Origin of the sequence: Vibrio sp. B1ASS3, assembly GCF_905175355.1 — a bacterium.
GTDB lineage: Bacteria > Pseudomonadota > Gammaproteobacteria > Enterobacterales > Vibrionaceae > Vibrio > Vibrio owensii.
In genome coordinates this window covers 161,294-177,561 of the sequence record NZ_HG992743.1, presented here as the reverse complement: position 1 = coordinate 177,561, position 16,268 = coordinate 161,294, and the positions used below count along the sequence as shown (strand labels likewise).

Below are 16,268 nucleotides of genomic sequence, written 5' to 3'. Positions count from 1 at the left end.
AGAAATTTAGAGTGTAATGCAAAGTTCTAAGCAGGCAAAACAATCCGCGGACGCTAATCAATTACTTAGTGAACTTGCGGTGCACGCTTTATTACACCTGCACTTCAAAATCCACGCGTCATCGCGAATTATTCCCTTAAAAGAACGTAACGACCTGCTCCAGAAGTGGTTAAAACCGAAACTAAAAAGCAATCGCTACAAACTGATTAAAAAGCCATTAAAGTCTCTGACTCAACAGGCAAAAGGGGAAAATGGCAATTTAGAAGCCTTACTCGAACGTTGTGTAGGTGCCGATAAACCAGGAAACCCACAGCCTCACCTCGACAGTTACCTACTGTTGATCAATGAAGTTGAGAAAAAGCTGGGTACAACTGTACTACTTTCTCGTCCGGAAGATGTAGATCTCTCCCACGATCAACATGGCTGCTTGCTGTGTGTGTTATCAGAGAATTTAAACCAACATTTCGACGACAATAACGCCTTGATCGCACCAATTTCGATGCTTTTCCGTGGGCCAATGAGCCAACGTTCGTTGTTCCTAGGTAGTATTTATGCGAGTAACACCTTCAATTACGAAGTGTTGTATCAAGACGAGCAATTTGTGCGAATCACGCTAGAGTTAGCGTAATCGCAAACGGCAAAGATAAAAAAGGCTGCGAACACCGCAGCCTTTTGCTTTTCTAGAAACCCATCTTATTCAATATTGTGAAAACGTGCAGTGAAGTGACGAAGCACTGGCGGCTCGTAATCAAAGGTTAACCCCTTCAACTCATGCGCTCGGTCCTTCAACTCAATGATCGCATCGGCGATGTAGTCCATATGGTCATTGGTGTACACACGACGCGGAATAGTCAAACGCATCAACTCCAGCTCAGAGGCTTTCTGTTCACCTGTTTCCGGATCTCGACCAAGCAACAGTGAACCAATCTCTACCGCTCGAATCCCCGCCTCTAAGTACAAAGCATTACACAACACTTGTGCAGGGAATTGCTCTGGTGGGATATGAGGCAAAATCTTAGCCGCATCAACAAAGACGGCATGACCACCGGTTGGGTATTGGATTGGAATGCCACCTTCGCGCAGACGCTCACCCAAGTACTGAACTTGGCTAATGCGGTAGTGAAGGTAGTCTTCATCAGCGCCTTCATATAGACCACGAGCCAAGGCTTCCATATCACGGCCAGCCATACCACCGTAAGTGACAAAACCTTCCATCGGAACGCATCGTGTTTGTACCGCTTGGAATAGCTCTTGGTGATCGCGAATACAGCACATACCACCAATGTTTACCATTGGGTCTTTCTTCGCAGACATGGTGAGCATATCGCCGTACTGGTACATCTCACGGATGATTTCCAGAATCGACTTGTTCTCGTAACCCGCTTCACGCTGCTTGATAAAGTAAGCGTTTTCGCAGTAGCGAGCCGAATCAATCACCACAGGGATGTCGTACTTGGTTGCGATTTCGTACACGCTGCGCATGTTTTCCATCGACACAGGCTGACCACCAGAGCTATTACACGTGACCGTGGTGATGATCGCACAGATGTTATGAGAACCGTGTTCTTCGATCGTGGCCACCAGCTTATTAAGGTCAAAGTTACCCTTCCAGTCATATGGCGTTGTCGTATCGAACGCTTCTTCCGTCACTACGTTAATCGCTTTACCGCCATTGAGTTCAATGTGGCCCGCTGTAGTATCGAAGTGATAGTTAGAGATGAACACTGGAGTCTCACCTCCACGAACCTGACGCATGCGCTCAATCAAGGCTGGGAATAAGATTTGCTCGGCACCACGGCCTTGGTGCGCTGGCACAGTAAGCTTGTAACCAAAGAAGTGCTCTACCGCATCACACAAGTTGTAATAGTTGCGACTCCCCGCGTAGGACTCATCACCCATCATGATGCCGGCCCACTGATTGTCACTCATAGCACCAGTGCCAGAGTCAGTTAGCAAGTCGATGTAAACATCATCACTACGAAGAAGAAATGGGTTAAAGCCCGCTTGTTTAAGGGCAATTTCTCGGTCAGCCAACGTCGTCATTTTGATTGGCTCAACCATTTTGATACGGAACGGTTCTGGGATACGTTTCATTATTAATTTCCTTATACGCATTGCTTTGCGCGAATAAGCGCAATCTGCTTTAATTTTCTGATTTTTATTAATAAAAATAGAAAGGTTCAATGCGGGAGCATTGAGGAAATTAACGAACAGAAATCTTACTGAGAAGGGACAAACAGTAGTCGAGGTTATACCAGAACGACAGCACTAAACGGCTATCAAGAATATCCTTAATTCTCGTCATTCTCGTCCTCCTGATCTAAATAAAGTAAAGGTCAGTGACACTGTGCCGCTGACCTTTTCACTATAGAGCAAGATTTAAACAATTTTCAGTGAACCCGCCCTCACTTTTCATACCAATAAACTATAAAATTCCAAGTTTTTAAGGACTTATTAGCAACCCGTTGCAGGCAGAAACCTCAATATAATTAGGGCTACTTATTGCAAATCACCCTGCGGCACGGCGCTTGACTCTGCGTTTGATATTCTGCTCTTTCACCATGTAGTCGAACAGAGGTGCGAATAAGTTGGCAAACAGAATCGCTAACATGATGCCCTCTGGGTAAGCAGGGTTGAGCACTCGGATAAATATCGTCATCACACCAATCAGGATACCGTAAGCCCATTTACCACCATTGGTGAATGCAGCCGATACGGGGTCGGTGGCCATAAAGAAAGTACCGAACGCGACGCCACCAATCACAAAGTGCCAATAGAAAGGCATAGAGAACATAGGATTCGTATTCGAACCAATAGCATTAAGCAGTAGCGACGTCACGGCTAAGCCAACAAAGACACCCGCAACAATCCGCCACGACGCGATCTTCATAAAGATAAGCACCAAACCTGTAAGCGCGATCAGCAGGGTCGAGACTTCTCCCATAGAACCCGGTAAATTACCAACGAAAGCGTCCACCCAAGAGATAGGCTGGCCTGTCATGTTGTTGGTCAAAGCGCTCTGACCACCTTCGTACCATTGGCTAAGAGGGGTTGCACCAGAGTAACCATCAGCCGAAACCCAAACGGCACCGCCAGACATATTCGCAGGATAAGCGAAGTACAAGAATGCCCGCCCTGCCAATGCAGGATTTAAGAAGTTACGCCCCGTACCACCGAAGATCTCTTTCGCTACCACGATACCAAAAGTGATACCTAAAGCGGCTTGCCACAACGGAATGGTGGGCGGGAGAATTAACGCAAACAGAATGGAGCTCACAAAGAAGCCTTCATTCACCTCGTGCTTGCGGACGATAGCAAACAGCACTTCCCAGAACCCACCAACCACAAACACAGTCGCGTAGACAGGCAAAAAGTAGGTTGCACCGACCAGCATTTTACTCGCCCAACCCGCTTGACTGGCCGCCTCTACTGAACCCCAAACCCAACTCAGCCCCCAGGAGGCATCAATGGCTTGTTGAGCGGCAGCTTGGTCAAGGCCATAAAGTAGAGCGTCGCTGGATTGCTGGCCGATGTTATACATGCCCCAAAACATCGCGGGGAATACGGCTAACCACACCATGATCATGATGCGCTTCAAATCGATGCTGTCTCGAACATGGGTTACGCCGTGATTCACTTTACCTGGCGTATAAAAAAGGGTTTCAACAGCTTCGAAGAGTGGGTAGAACTTGTGGTACTGGCCTCCCGGTTCAAACTTTGGTGAGACCTTTTCAAAATAATGCTTCAGACTCATAACGTCTCCTCCTCTAAAGAATGTTACGAGCCGCTATCAAAAGCGATCGTTTTTAGCCTGTTTAACTCCCCCATTACGTATTTATCTGTTGGCACAGAAGACCTTGCTATTATGTAAACCGTGAAAGGCGTGCTTATACTCAATCAATAACAAAACAATGGAGTGGATTATGAAGTTAAGGATGATGTGGACCGCGATGATGTCGTTGGCCGCTTTTTCATTTGCAGGTAACGCATTGGCCGTAGACAAGCAAATGTCTCCTAGTTTGAAGAAGAAAATGCAAGCCATCTGTGGTTCAAAGGGTGGTGTCCCCGGAGGTTGGCAAGTGGCGAAAGTGACACCGGATGCAGAGCGCTCGCTCAGCATGATTCTGCATCAAATGAATGCGACGGATAAGTTAAAACAAATCAATGATGTCAGAACTCAAATCGTCGGCGGTACACACTATGCTATGGAGTTTGAGCTCAAAGATGGAGAAGTCTGGAACGCGATTGTCCTGCACAGTGCTCGCGGCGATTACATGATAGAAAGGCACGCCAAGAAGGGCGAACTCTGCCCTAAAGATGGCAACTCCTAATTCCCAGATTCAAATACAACAAAGGCGACCGTTACGTCGCCTTTGTTTTATACCGTTTTCGCCTCTATCTTTTCATTCACTTTATCGCAAATGTATTCCCCAATTGGCATCGCAGATGTCGCTGCGGGAGAGGGTGCATTGCAAACGTGCAGGCTTCTGGCGCTCTCGGCGAACAAAAAGTCATGAACCAAGGTTCCGTCGGATAACACTGCTTGCGCACGAATACCCGCAGGATATGGTTTGAGATCGTCGACCTTGATGCTTGGGCAATATTTGTTGACCAACTTGAGGTAGCCCGGCTTCCACCACGAGTTCTTAAACTCATCCAGTCCGGTTTTTAGATGCTTTTGTGTCACCTTCCAGAAACCGGAGAAACTGAGCATTTGCATGGTATCTTGCAAGCTGAAATTAACCTTGTCGTACCCTTCTCGCTTCCAGCCTTGCACCGCATTTGGACCGACGGTCACACTGCCATCAATCATGCGGGTCAGGTGGACGCCTAAGAATGGCAAATCAGGGTCGGGAATTGGGTAAATAAGATGATTCACCACTTGGTCGTGTTTGCTATCTAAGCGGTAGTATTCACCGCGATAAGGGATGATTTGGAAATCGGTCGGAATAGACATCATCTTAGTCATGCGATCCGCCATCAAGCCGCTGCAAGTGACCAAGAACTTGGCATTGAGCTGCATGGTTTGACCGTCTGAAGTGCAGGTCAGTTGGACTTCTTCATCCTTCTCTTCGGCAGCCACCACTTTGGTTCTCAAACTGATTTGACCGCCGAGCTTTTTGAACTCTTCCGCCATCTGCTCAGTGACCAAACGATAATCGACAATACTGGTGGTTTTGACATAAATCGCGCCCAATCCCGTGATGTTTGGCTCAGCCAGTTTAAGTTGAACTTCATCGAGTAGCTTTACGTCGATGCCGTTGACATGGCAGCGCTCATAGAGGGCATTCATGCGTTCGACTTCTTGCTCATTGGTCGCAACCAGTAACTTGCCACAGTTCTCCACCGGAATATCGTGCTGAGCACAGAACGAAATGGTTCGCTCTACCCCACGCTTACAAAAATCGGCTTTTAGGCTGCCCGGAGCGTAGTACACTCCAGCATGAATCACGCCGCTATTGTGTCCGGTTTGGTGCCTCGCAAAACCGGACTCTTTCTCAACCAATAAAATGGACTTGTCTGGGTGGCGTTGCTGCAGTTGCCATGCCGTCGACACACCTACGATACCGCCACCAACAATGATGTAGTCATAGACTGATTTCATACGACCTCTTATAAAACCGATAGTTGAGATTGTTGCAATTTGAACTTGCGACCACTGTAAATGAACACCGCGACAAATACCGCGCAGCTTGCCACACGAACCAACATTGGGATGTCGTGCCAAACCAGCAATGTACCCACCACTACCAACAAGAGACGCGTCAGAATGTTTAGAGGACCTTCCAAGTAGCCTTCAATCGCACCAATCAATGCATAGGTACCGATGATGGCAAAGAAGCCCACGGTAATCACTGACGTCACATCCCAACTGACTAAGCCTGTGTAAGCAATCAACAGCGGTACAAGATACAAACCTTTGGCAATTTTCCATGCCATCAAACCAGTGCGCATTGGCGGTGTTTTAGCGATGGTCGCTGCTGCAAATGCGGTCAAACACACTGGAGGCGTAACGTTACTGTCTTGCGATAGCCAGAAGATGATGAGGTGAGCGGCCAGCAATGCCAAGCCTACCGCTTCCATACCCAAACTTTGTTCTAGTAGAGTTTCCATAAAGTCCGCAGGTACTAACGCCACCATTTCTTTCGCGGTTTCCAACGCCATTGGTGCATTAAGCAGTTCCAGCTTTTCTGGCGCCGCCAACATAAAGATGGCTTTTGCTTGTTCAGGCAATTGACCTGACACCATCAATTCAAGCAATTGGTTTTCCGCAATCAACTTGTAAAGCGCAGGGGCAGAAAGTGTGCCCAATACAATATACGCCGCTGTCACGGGTAAACCCATACCCAAAACAAGAGAAGCGAGTGCAATCAGAACGATCATGATGAACAAGTCACCATTCGCCCAACCGTCGATCATCAATGAGAAGGTGTTGCCGATGCCCGTTGTACTGATCACGTTGATCACCAAACCGATACCCACCAGCAATACGGCTGTTGTCGCCATGTTTTTCGCGCCTTGCGAAAGTGCTTCGATGATCGCTTTTGGTCCCATCTTATGATCTTTCGAGAACCAAGAAGCCACCACCACAGAAATGATCGACAAGCCCGCAGCGTAAGTTGGCGTAAAGCCTTGAACCAACAAAGTAACCAATACCGCCAGTGGGATAAGATTGTGCCAACCGCTGATCAGCACTTTCAGTAGAGATTCATCGCTGGTCGTGATTTTTTGAACGCCGCTGCGTTTGGCTTCGATACGCACAAAGAACGCAACAGACAAGAAATAGATAAGAGCAGGAATGAAAGAAACCGCGATGATATCGACATAAGGAATTTGCGTGTAAGACGCCATGATGAAAGCACCCGCTCCCATCACTGGTGGCATCAACTGACCACCTGTCGACGCTGCAGCTTCAACCCCCGCCGCAAAGCGCGAAGGGAAACCTGCTTTTTGCATTAAAGGAATACTGATAACACCGGTGGAAACCGTATTTGCCACACTAGAGCCCGATACTGAGCCCATCAAACCGGAGCCAATCACTGCGATAAAACCCGGACCACCAATGATTTTGCCAGCCGCAGCACGTGCCACATTGATGATGTAATCACCGACACCAGAGCGCACAAGAAACGCACCAAACAGAATGAACATGAATACGAAAGTCCAACTGATGCGCGAGATAGAGCCAAACATGCCCTCAGAAGAATAAAAGCTGCGGTAGAGCAAGGTTTCCATGCTCAAACCCGGGAAGTGGAAAATACCTGTCGCCCACTTACCCCAAAGCACAACGTAACTGAGACACACCACAATCAGCACTGGAATAAACCAGCCCATGGTGCGTCGAATCAGCTCAATAACAATCAGAATTGCCATGATGGCGAAGACCCAATCGCTGGTCACGAACTTCACACCGCGTTCATATAGCGCATCTTCGGCATAGGGAATGTAGAGCAAACACGCGACCGCGCCCATGGCAATCAACACATCGATGCCGAGTGCAATCTTACTCTGCTTGAGAGAGATATGAGCCGGATACCAAAGCGCACAAATCACCGCAAAGCCAGCAAAGTGGGTAGCGGAAATCCATAACTCTGGTAACGTCGATAAGGTATTAAACCAAATGTGCAAAGCAGACAACACCACGCCAAACACTGTAATTGTGGTGGTTACCCACGGAAAATCAGTGCGCGTGGGCAGCTCAAACTTCTGCAATTCCTTTTCTATTGAGTCGCTCATCTCATACTCCAAGCTCTGGCGGCTTTTTCCATCTTTGAAATCGGTAGGGATAAAATGCCCCGAGCCAAAACTCGGGGCCAAGTAGGCGTTATTTCGCCATTAGGTCTGATGGGATTTCGATGCCCATTTCTTTGTAGTAACGCGCCGCGCCTGGGTGAAGAGGCACTGGCAAGCCAGCAATCGCTTTCTCAATCGCCATTGCTTTTGTTGCTTTGTGGATACCTTGTAAGAACGGCAGGTTCTCGTAAATTGCTTTGGTTAGCTGGTAAACGTCTTCTTCCGAGATATCTTCACGAACTGCCAAGAAGTTTGGCTGTGCAATGGTAGTGATCGGCTTATCTAGACCTGGATACGTGTTCGCAGGAATTTCGTACTTCGTCCATAGGTTGTAATTGCCGTTCGCCTCTTTGATTTGCTCGTCAGTAAACGAAAGAATCGAAATGTCTTTACCCAACGCAGCAAAAGCTTGAGTGACCGCACCAACAGGTACACCTGCAGGCGTGTTCATGCCGTCAATGGTGCCGTTTTGAAGTGCGCTCGCACTGCCGCCGTAACCCATGTAAGCAAGATTGAATTTATCAGGGTCGACCTTCAGACCTTTCATGATTTGGCGACCAGAGTTTTCAGTACCAGAGTTCTTCTTACCGATAGAAAACTTCTTGCCATCTAGGTTGTTCAGGTCAGTCACAGTGCCAGTTTTTGCTAAGTCAGAGCGAACAATAAAGTGCTCAACGTTTTGCCACAGCATAGAGACCGAACGCAGCTGTTCTTGACGACCGCTCTTCTCATAAGGACCTTCTCCAGACCAAGCCCATGCACCGTAAAGACCTTGTAGAATCGCGAACTGTGCTTCGTTTTCGTTCAGCAGTTTGACGTTTTCACCAGAGCCCGCAGAGCTGATTGCAGAAAGGGAGAAGTGGTGCTTTGGTGCCAACTTCACTTTGCTTAACGTCGCCAGCGCTACGCCCACAGGGTAGTAAGTACCACCTGTCGATGCCGTTGCAAGAATATAGCTACGATCTTCTGCCGCAGCGTTGGCAGCAATACCAAAAGAAGTCACAGCGACAGCCAAAGCTTTTACCAGCTTATTCATTTTCATTATTACTCTCCGTGTAGTCGTTTCACGATTGGGGATTTACATCATGTTAAATCTTTATTAACAACACATTCCCTAGAGCAATTGAAATGCCAACTTTTAACCCTTTGTATTTATTGAACTAAGTGCTGAAAGACATCAAAAATGAGCAAAATCATGCTGATTTGATAGCAAAGTAATGAGCAAGATCTTGCTCATTGAAGAGAAGAAGGTTGTGCGCCTAGATCGCAAAAGGTTAATAAAATGTGATCAAGACAAAATAAATGCACGATTCACTAATAAGCAATATTTTGCCGATGCAATTTTGGATTGAACTGCAACTAATGAGCGTCTTAACAATAAGAAGAAACAGCGCATCATTCTAAACTGCTCACTTTATCAGCGGAGGTTTATAGCCTAAACGACTACAAATAGCACAAAAATACAGCAAAACAAGCCATGTTAAAGAAATGAAAAGTCATTTATTCTAATTTTGAATTTAAAAAGCAGTTCGATCCACCAGTTCAGAAACAAACATTGACCGTATCAACTTATTTTCTACTTCGGGGTTGTGCCAATAGCCCTATGTTCGTTAGGGTAACAACACGCCAAGGCAAACGTATTCCTTGGTATTTTTTCGTCATTAAGGATCACCCATGTCAGCAACTGCGCAATTACAATTCGCTTTAAAACGCCCATCTGGCGTTGCTGCTGCGATCCTCCTGCTCTCTCTGAAACTGATTCAGAGCTGACAGGCTATATCTAAACTTTCTGTCAGCTTGAGAAGAAGCTGACGGGAACACCACATACTCCTCCCATTCCTTTCAGTTTCTTCCAAGCGAAACATAAGAGGAATAACAATGTTAAGCGCACGCAATATCGCCGCTTTGGGCTTCATGACTTTCGCCATGTACTTAGGCGCGGGTAACCTGATCTTCCCTCCATTTTTGGGTTACCAAGCAGGTGAAAACTTTCTGAGCGGGATGTCTGGCTTCCTCTTAACGGGCGTAGGTCTGCCTGCGATGGCACTGGTGATGGTGGCTATCGTAAACGGTTCAGACAAACTAACCGCCGCCCTACCTAAACCTTTAGCGACCAGTTTTTGGGTGATGGTGTTTATTGTGATTGGCCCTGCGTTCGTAATCCCACGTGCGATTACCGTGGCTTACCAATTCAGCTTTGCGCCAATGTTTGGTGATGCCGCTTTGGTGCCTTTCACTATTGCCTTCTGTGCTATCACCATCATGTTTGCGCTATACCCGGGCAAATTGGTCGACAACCTAGGTAAGATCTTAACGCCTGCCTTGATGGGCATCTTGATCATCATGTCTGTGACTGCTTTGATTTCTCCTGCAGGTGAGCTAACTGCCGCAACGGGACCATACGTATCTGGCGCATTTGCTGAAGGCTTGACCCAAGGCTACATGACCATGGATGCGCTAGGTTCTATCGGTTTTGGTTGGATTATCTTCCGCGCGATTCGCAGCATGGGTGTGGATTGTCCGAAAGCCACCGCAAAATACACGCTGATCGCAGCTTTGATGTACGCGGTTGCCATGGCATTTGTCTACATCTCATTGGCTTACATTGGTTCGACAAGCTCATACTTGGGTTCTGAGTTCAGTAATGGCGGCGACATTTTAACGGCATTCACCTTCAGCCACTTCGGCGCATTTGGCTCACTATTACTAGGTGCCGTGATGGTATTGGCGTGTTTGACTACTGCTATCGGCGTAACCACAGCAGGCAGTGAGTTTTACGACAACACTTTCAGCAAAGTGAACTACAAAGGCTGCGTTATCACGACCATGATATTGGCAGGTTTGATCGCTAACGTAGGTCTAGAGCAACTATTGGCTATCACATTGCCAGCGGTTGTGGCGCTTCACCCAGTCGCGATTGCGTTGATGATCATGGCACCAGTGCGCAACAAGATGTCGCAAATCATGGTCGTCGCGACGGCGTTCACTGCTCTAACGTTCGGTTGTATTGATGCGCTGCACATCCTAGGTTACATGCCAGAAGCCACAAACCAATGGTTAGACAGCAACATGCCACTGTACCACTACTTTGCAAGCTGGATTGTTCCAACGATTGCTATGGTGATTGTGGGTGTAGTCTTTACCCGCAAGGCAAGCCAACAACAAACCGAGTTGGTAAACCAAGCCTAGATTGGCAAGTACCTTAACAAATAAGTACCTCAACAAAAAACGGCTTCCTCAGAAGCCGTTTTTTCTATGTATAGTCAGAGCGATTTAGACCAAACTTCTGCATCTTTTGGTTGAGGGTTCGGCGCGGTAAATCTAGCTCGACCATCACATCCGTAATTCGTCCTTGGTGTCGAACTAGCGAGTCATGCAGCACCTTACGCTCAAAGTTGTGTAGCTGAATCGCCAACGGAACGCCTGCTTGTGTCTCTTCGGTTGTAGAAGATGGTCGACTGGAGAGAATTTCCATTACGGAGACGGTTTCATCCAGTGCAAAACGCATCGCGACATTCCTTAGCTCACGCACGTTACCGGGCCAAGCGTAAGCAAGAATGGCTTTTCTATCAGCTTCACTCAGTGGACGACTCTCAGGGTTACTTTTCAGAGCAAAGTGTTCGAACAAGATCAACGCGTCTTCTTCTCGCTCACGTAGTGGTGGCAAATAGATCTGTGCCACATTGAGGCGATAGTACAAATCCTGACGAAACTCATCATGATCATTGAGATCTTCTTTCGCGGCGGCGATCACTCTCAAATCAACCGAGATCTGCTGATTACCCCCAACGCGCTCAACCGTATGTTCCTGTAATGAACGCAACACTTTCACCTGCATGGACAGCGGCATACTCTCGATTTCATCAAAGAATAAGGTGCCTTTATCCGCGTATTCCAATTTACCAATGCGCTTTTTACCCGCTCCGGTAAAGGCTCCAGCTTCGTGCCCAAACAGCTCACTTTCAAACAGGTTCTCGGGAATCGCGCCACAGTTGATTGGCACAAAATGATGGGTTCTACGTTGGCTTTCATTATGCAAACTGGTCGCCACCAGCTCTTTACCACAACCTGTTTCACCGTAAATGATCACGTTGGTATCAATGCGTGCTAACTTGGCTACTTGTTCTCTAAGCTGTTGCATCACTCGGCTTCGCCCAATCAACACTTCTTCTAAGCCGCTAACGCTAGATAGATACTCTTGACGATCTTGAGTAGACGTTTGCGCGCGATAGCTCTCTACCGCTTCGGTCACTCGTTGGGACAAGCGCTCAGGTTGAAAAGGTTTCTCGATAAAATCGAACGCACCGTTTTGTAACGCCCCTACCGCCATATCGACGTCACCATGTCCGGTGATCAAAATAACTGGCGTTGGAATGTGATTAGCAATAAGGCTTTCTAGTATTGACAAGCCGTCGGTGTCCGGCAGGCGAACATCACTGACAATCGCATCAAATTCTTGGCTAAGAATGGCGGCTTTGCCCTCCTCCCCCAAACTAAATGCGGTCACATTGAACCCAGCCAGTTGCAGCCATTGGCTGGTAGCCTGACGAACAATATCATCGTCTTCGATAAGTGCAATTTTAGGGATGTCGTCAAAAGCCATGAGTTACAGCCTGCTTTATGGGGTGGGAAAGAAATCGCTCTTTATTAACGGTAGCAAAAACCACTGAGGAGAAAAGGAGCTAGATCTCACTTCTTGCTTACAAGTCTTTAACATCCAACCAGTTAGGCGCACTCTTTAATGACTGTTGGTGAAAACGCACTAGCTGAATGGAGTCAGTATGCAGCGCAAAAGGAATGGCAAAACATGGCTTGTGGTCGCAATTGCGGCAGTGCTGATGTTGTCTTGCTATAGCGCCAGTAGAGAGGTTGCTCGTCAGTGGTTGAGCGTACAAACTCAAACCGAAGCTCAGCAAAAACTGCTCGACTATATTGGTGAAGTTCGCCGTGCACTTAAACGCTTCTATCACCTGCCTTATCTCGTCACCAATAACCCTGAAACCATCGCTTTTGTGAAAGGGAATCTGACTTATTACGAACCGTTGCAAACCCAACTGACTCAACTAGATAAAGCCGCCAATACGGAAGGTTGGCTAATCCTGTCTAACTCTGGCGAAGTATTGGTCTCAAGTTTGATCGAAGAGCGCTTTAGCCTGTCTGACCGAAAAGCCATTGTGGAACAAATTCACAATCAAGGCGGTGGGGTTTCCTTAGTGAACAAAACCAAAGGTTCGAGTCCGTTGTATTACCTTGCAGCCCCTATCTACGATGGTCTGGATATCGCAGGCATTGTGGTGGTACAAATCAACCTCAGCTTATTAACCGAACAGACCATTACCAGCCAAGACATCATTACGTTGCAAAATCGCCAGCAACGCTTTTTCCTATCAAGCAGCTCGCTCTATAACGCAGACTGGTTTAACGAACCGAGCAACACCGTTCAGTTAGAAACGCAACGCTTATACGACAACACCAACATCAGTGTGTGGACGCTCAACCAACAGCGTTATTTTGCACACACCGTTAAATTAGATGATTTGAATTGGAACGTCAGCTACCTCACCCCTTCTAAGCCGATTCAACAAACCATCAATGTGATTGGTTGGAGCGTAGCAACGCTGCTCTTGTTAGTTGTATTACTCGTCATCATTGGTCTACAACGTCGCCAAAAGCACATCAACCAACAACGAATTCAAGCCCTGTTGGAAGAGTCCCAACGCCGCTTGAAACAGATGATCAATAAGACCCACGTTGGTTTGCTATTGATTGATGAACAAGGCCAACTGTTCGATCTTAACCCAATGGCGAAGCGTTTGTTCTGTTTACCAGAAAGCGTCAATCGACATGCTTTTGCTTGGGAGTTATTCGATGCAGGCAATCCTAATTCCACCACACTTAAGTTGCTCAAGGACTTACCTAAACATAAAGAGCTCGCAGAGATCAGTACGGTCGAAACCATTGCCAGACGAAGTGACGGTAGCGTCTTCCCTGTCTTGTTCTCACTGACCAGTTTCCCTTGGCATGGCGAGCAGTATTTCCTTGCGACGATCATCGACATCAGCAAGCGGAAAAAAGCCGAGCAGTCACTGCAACAGGTCAACCAAGAACTGGCGCAGCGAGTAGAAGAGCGTACTCAAGCGCTAAAAGAAGCGCAAAGCCAGTTAATTGAATCGAGTAAAATGGCCGCCTTGGGTCGCATGTCCAGCGCGATTACTCATGAGCTCAATCAGCCACTGACGGGCTTGCGTACCTTGCTCACTACAAACGAACTGCTGGCAGAACGTGGCGAAACCGAGATGATGAAAGCCAACAATGTATTGGTGCAGAAGCTGATTGATCGCATGGCAAGCATGACCAGTCAACTAAAGACGTTCGCCTATAACAAACCAGAAAGCCTACAAGCGATTTCTCTTACCTCCGCACTCGAAGAGACCTTACGCGTTTATCAATCCCAATTAGACAAGGTGGATGTGCGTGTTCGAGTTCCTCATGACTTACCTAACATCATGGGCGAAGAACAACGACTGCTTCAGGTGCTCGGTAATCTTGTCTCGAATGCGCTAGACGCGATGAACCATACCACCAACCCGCAGCTCAGCTTGATCGTCAACCCAACCGGTAATCAGGTCGAACTGATCGTCAGTGACAATGGCTGCGGCGTGTCGGATGAGATGCTTGAATCCATGTTTGAACCCTTCCAAACCTCAAAGAAAATTGGTGAAGGCTTAGGGCTGGGTTTAGCGATTACGGCTAACAATATGCGTGATATGAACGGACAAATTACCGTGCATAAGAATGAACAAAATGGGCTGACTTTCACTCTATTGTTCAAATCAGCCTAAGTTGATATTGATTACAAAATCATCATTAGAACTAGGCATCCCCGCTGTTTGAGAAAAACACGATCTCGATACAAGAATCCCTCCTTGACCTACACTATTCTCAAGCAAATAAAACGAATAACTTCCGAACGATAAAGAGTGAGAAACATGATTAAGTTTCCTGAACATTTTCTTTGGGGCGGTGCCATTGCTGCAAACCAAGTAGAAGGGTCGTACAACCTTGGGGGTAAAGGGTTATCGACATCAGACATGCTGCCGAACGGTATTTTGAGTCCGCATCAAACCCGTGAAGAACGCACGCCGGGTATCAAAGATGTGGCGATCGACTTCTACAATCGCTACCCAGAAGACATTGCGCTGTTCAAAGAGATGGGCTTTAACTGTCTGCGCCTATCTTTGGCTTGGAGCCGCATCTTCCCGAACGGAGACGAGCTAGAACCTAACGAAGAAGGTTTGGCGTTCTACGATAAAATCTTTGACGAACTTGCCGAGCATAACATCCAACCTTTCGTGACCTTATCTCACTACGAAATGCCTTACGCACTGGTCGAGAACTACGGCGGTTGGGGCGATCGTCGCGTCATCGAATTCTTCGAACGTTATGCCCGCACCGTGCTAGAACGCTACAAAGACAAAGTGAAGCTGTGGTTAACGTTCAACGAAATCAACATGTCTCTACACGCACCATTTACTGGTGTCGGTTTGCAAGAAGACGCCAGTGAACAAGAGATTTACCAAGCGATTCACCACCAGCTAGTCGCCAACGCAAAAGCGGTAAAACTGTGTCAGCAAATCGTACCAAACGGCAAGATTGGTAACATGTTGCTTGGCGCAATCAACTACCCATACACCTGTAATCCTGATGACGTGCTTGCTGCTATGCATGAAAACAACAAGTGGTTGTTCTTCGGTGATGTACAAACTCGTGGTCAGTACCCTGGCTACATGAAGCGTTACTTCCGCGAAAACGGCATCGAAATTCAGATGGAAGCAGGCGATTTAGAAGAGATCGCATCGGCAAGTGTCGACTTCATCTCATTCAGCTACTACGCAAGTGGCTGTGCAAGTGCAGACCCGAAACAGAAAGAAGTGGGTAACATCGTCGATAGCGTACCAAACCCATATCTTGAGAAGAGCCAATGGGGTTGGTTGATCGATCCAAAAGGCCTTCGCGTTCTGTTGAACTTCCTTCACGACCGCTACCAAAAGCCACTGTTCGTCGTAGAAAATGGCTTAGGCGCGCGTGATGAAATCGACGAAAACGGTGAGATTCAAGATGATTACCGCATCGCTTACTTGAATGACCATCTTGTGCAAGCACATGAAGCAATTTTGGATGGCGTTGAGCTGATGGGCTTCACCAGTTGGGGACCAATCGATTTGGTAGCGAACTCAACCGCTGAAATGAGCAAACGTTACGGTTACATCTACGTTGATCGCCACAACGATGGTCAAGGTACGTTAGAACGTAAACGTAAGAAGAGCTTCTTCTGGTATCAAGATGTGATTCGCACTGCGGGCGGCTCGCTCAAAAACTAAGTTACTTGTCTAGATATAAAGTGCATGTGTATTTAGATAGAAAAAAACAAAGCCCTGCAAACGCAGGGCTTTTCTTATTCCCGATATTCAGTC

The 16,268-nt window shown here is 47.2% G+C and carries 11 protein-coding genes; 5 read left to right on the top strand and 6 right to left on the bottom strand.

Annotated features, from left to right (window positions below):
• The first annotated feature begins 16 nt into the window (after positions 1-16).
• Positions 17-628: a DUF2913 family protein gene (locus KJB05_RS19225; protein WP_208444026.1), complete on the top strand. Its 612-nt coding sequence runs from the start codon at positions 17-19 to the stop codon at positions 626-628.
• 65 nt (positions 629-693) lie between these two features.
• Here the strand turns inward: KJB05_RS19225 and KJB05_RS19220 are convergent, their stop codons facing one another.
• Together KJB05_RS19220 and KJB05_RS19215 are read right to left on the bottom strand one after the other, a co-directional pair.
• A complete protein-coding gene (locus KJB05_RS19220) occupies positions 694-2,094 on the bottom strand; it encodes a tryptophanase (protein WP_009705100.1) in 1,401 nt (466 codons plus the stop codon).
• A 415-nt stretch (positions 2,095-2,509) separates the two neighbouring features.
• Positions 2,510-3,754: an NADH:ubiquinone reductase (Na(+)-transporting) subunit B gene (locus tag KJB05_RS19215; RefSeq protein ID WP_102388689.1), complete on the bottom strand. Its 1,245-nt coding sequence runs from the start codon at positions 3,752-3,754 to the stop codon at positions 2,510-2,512.
• Between the two features lie 169 nt (positions 3,755-3,923).
• Here KJB05_RS19215 and KJB05_RS19210 point away from each other — a divergent pair, with 169 nt between their 5' ends.
• Entirely contained in the window at positions 3,924-4,331 is a 408-nt protein-coding gene (locus tag KJB05_RS19210) for a cystatin (protein WP_208444027.1), read from the top strand.
• Positions 4,332-4,378: 47 nt separating this feature from the next.
• On the opposite strand, the gene lhgO is transcribed toward KJB05_RS19210, so the two are convergent.
• The 3 genes from lhgO to KJB05_RS19195 form a co-directional block, all read right to left on the bottom strand.
• Positions 4,379-5,605 (bottom strand): L-2-hydroxyglutarate oxidase, encoded by a 1,227-nt coding sequence (lhgO, locus tag KJB05_RS19205; protein WP_208444028.1) that lies wholly within the window; start codon positions 5,603-5,605, stop codon positions 4,379-4,381.
• 8 nt (positions 5,606-5,613) lie between these two features.
• Entirely contained in the window at positions 5,614-7,737 is a 2,124-nt protein-coding gene (locus KJB05_RS19200; protein WP_009705104.1) for a TRAP transporter permease, read from the bottom strand.
• An 88-nt stretch (positions 7,738-7,825) separates the two neighbouring features.
• Positions 7,826-8,836, bottom strand: coding sequence for a TAXI family TRAP transporter solute-binding subunit (locus KJB05_RS19195; protein ID WP_005374185.1), 1,011 nt, complete (start codon positions 8,834-8,836; stop codon positions 7,826-7,828).
• Positions 8,837-9,672: 836 nt separating this feature from the next.
• Between KJB05_RS19195 and brnQ the strand changes: the two genes are divergently transcribed.
• Complete coding sequence (gene brnQ, locus KJB05_RS19190) at positions 9,673-10,983, top strand: branched-chain amino acid transport system II carrier protein (RefSeq protein WP_208444029.1); 1,311 nt, start codon at positions 9,673-9,675, stop codon at positions 10,981-10,983.
• A gap of 64 nt (positions 10,984-11,047) precedes the next feature.
• Here the strand turns inward: brnQ and KJB05_RS19185 are convergent, their stop codons facing one another.
• Positions 11,048-12,397, bottom strand: a complete 1,350-nt coding sequence (locus KJB05_RS19185; protein WP_208444030.1) for a sigma-54 dependent transcriptional regulator — start codon at positions 12,395-12,397, stop codon at positions 11,048-11,050.
• Between the two features lie 178 nt (positions 12,398-12,575).
• Here KJB05_RS19185 and KJB05_RS19180 point away from each other — a divergent pair, with 178 nt between their 5' ends.
• The gene (locus tag KJB05_RS19180) at positions 12,576-14,636 is read left to right on the top strand and encodes an ATP-binding protein (RefSeq protein WP_208444031.1); all 2,061 of its coding nucleotides are present in this window, start codon (positions 12,576-12,578) and stop codon (positions 14,634-14,636) included.
• Between the two features lie 147 nt (positions 14,637-14,783).
• On the top strand, positions 14,784-16,175 hold the full coding sequence (gene ascB, locus KJB05_RS19175) for a 6-phospho-beta-glucosidase (RefSeq protein WP_039989596.1): 1,392 nt from the start codon (positions 14,784-14,786) through the stop codon (positions 16,173-16,175).
• The last annotated feature ends 93 nt before the right edge of the window (positions 16,176-16,268 follow it).

Excerpts from the sequence above, each read along its gene's own strand:
- KJB05_RS19220 (WP_009705100.1), bottom strand. The coding sequence starts at position 2,094 with ATGAAACGTATCCCAGAACCGTTCCGTATCAAAATGGTTGAGCCAATC.
- KJB05_RS19200 (WP_009705104.1), bottom strand. The coding sequence starts at position 7,737 with ATGAGCGACTCAATAGAAAAGGAATTGCAGAAGTTTGAGCTGCCCACG.
- KJB05_RS19225 (WP_208444026.1), top strand. The coding sequence starts at position 17 with ATGCAAAGTTCTAAGCAGGCAAAACAATCCGCGGACGCTAATCAATTA.
- ascB (WP_039989596.1), top strand. The coding sequence starts at position 14,784 with ATGATTAAGTTTCCTGAACATTTTCTTTGGGGCGGTGCCATTGCTGCA.
- brnQ (WP_208444029.1), top strand. The coding sequence starts at position 9,673 with ATGTTAAGCGCACGCAATATCGCCGCTTTGGGCTTCATGACTTTCGCC.
- KJB05_RS19180 (WP_208444031.1), top strand. The coding sequence starts at position 12,576 with ATGCAGCGCAAAAGGAATGGCAAAACATGGCTTGTGGTCGCAATTGCG.
- KJB05_RS19215 (WP_102388689.1), bottom strand. The coding sequence starts at position 3,754 with ATGAGTCTGAAGCATTATTTTGAAAAGGTCTCACCAAAGTTTGAACCG.
- lhgO (WP_208444028.1), bottom strand. The coding sequence starts at position 5,605 with ATGAAATCAGTCTATGACTACATCATTGTTGGTGGCGGTATCGTAGGT.
- KJB05_RS19195 (WP_005374185.1), bottom strand. The coding sequence starts at position 8,836 with ATGAAAATGAATAAGCTGGTAAAAGCTTTGGCTGTCGCTGTGACTTCT.
- KJB05_RS19185 (WP_208444030.1), bottom strand. The coding sequence starts at position 12,397 with ATGGCTTTTGACGACATCCCTAAAATTGCACTTATCGAAGACGATGAT.
- KJB05_RS19210 (WP_208444027.1), top strand. The coding sequence starts at position 3,924 with ATGAAGTTAAGGATGATGTGGACCGCGATGATGTCGTTGGCCGCTTTT.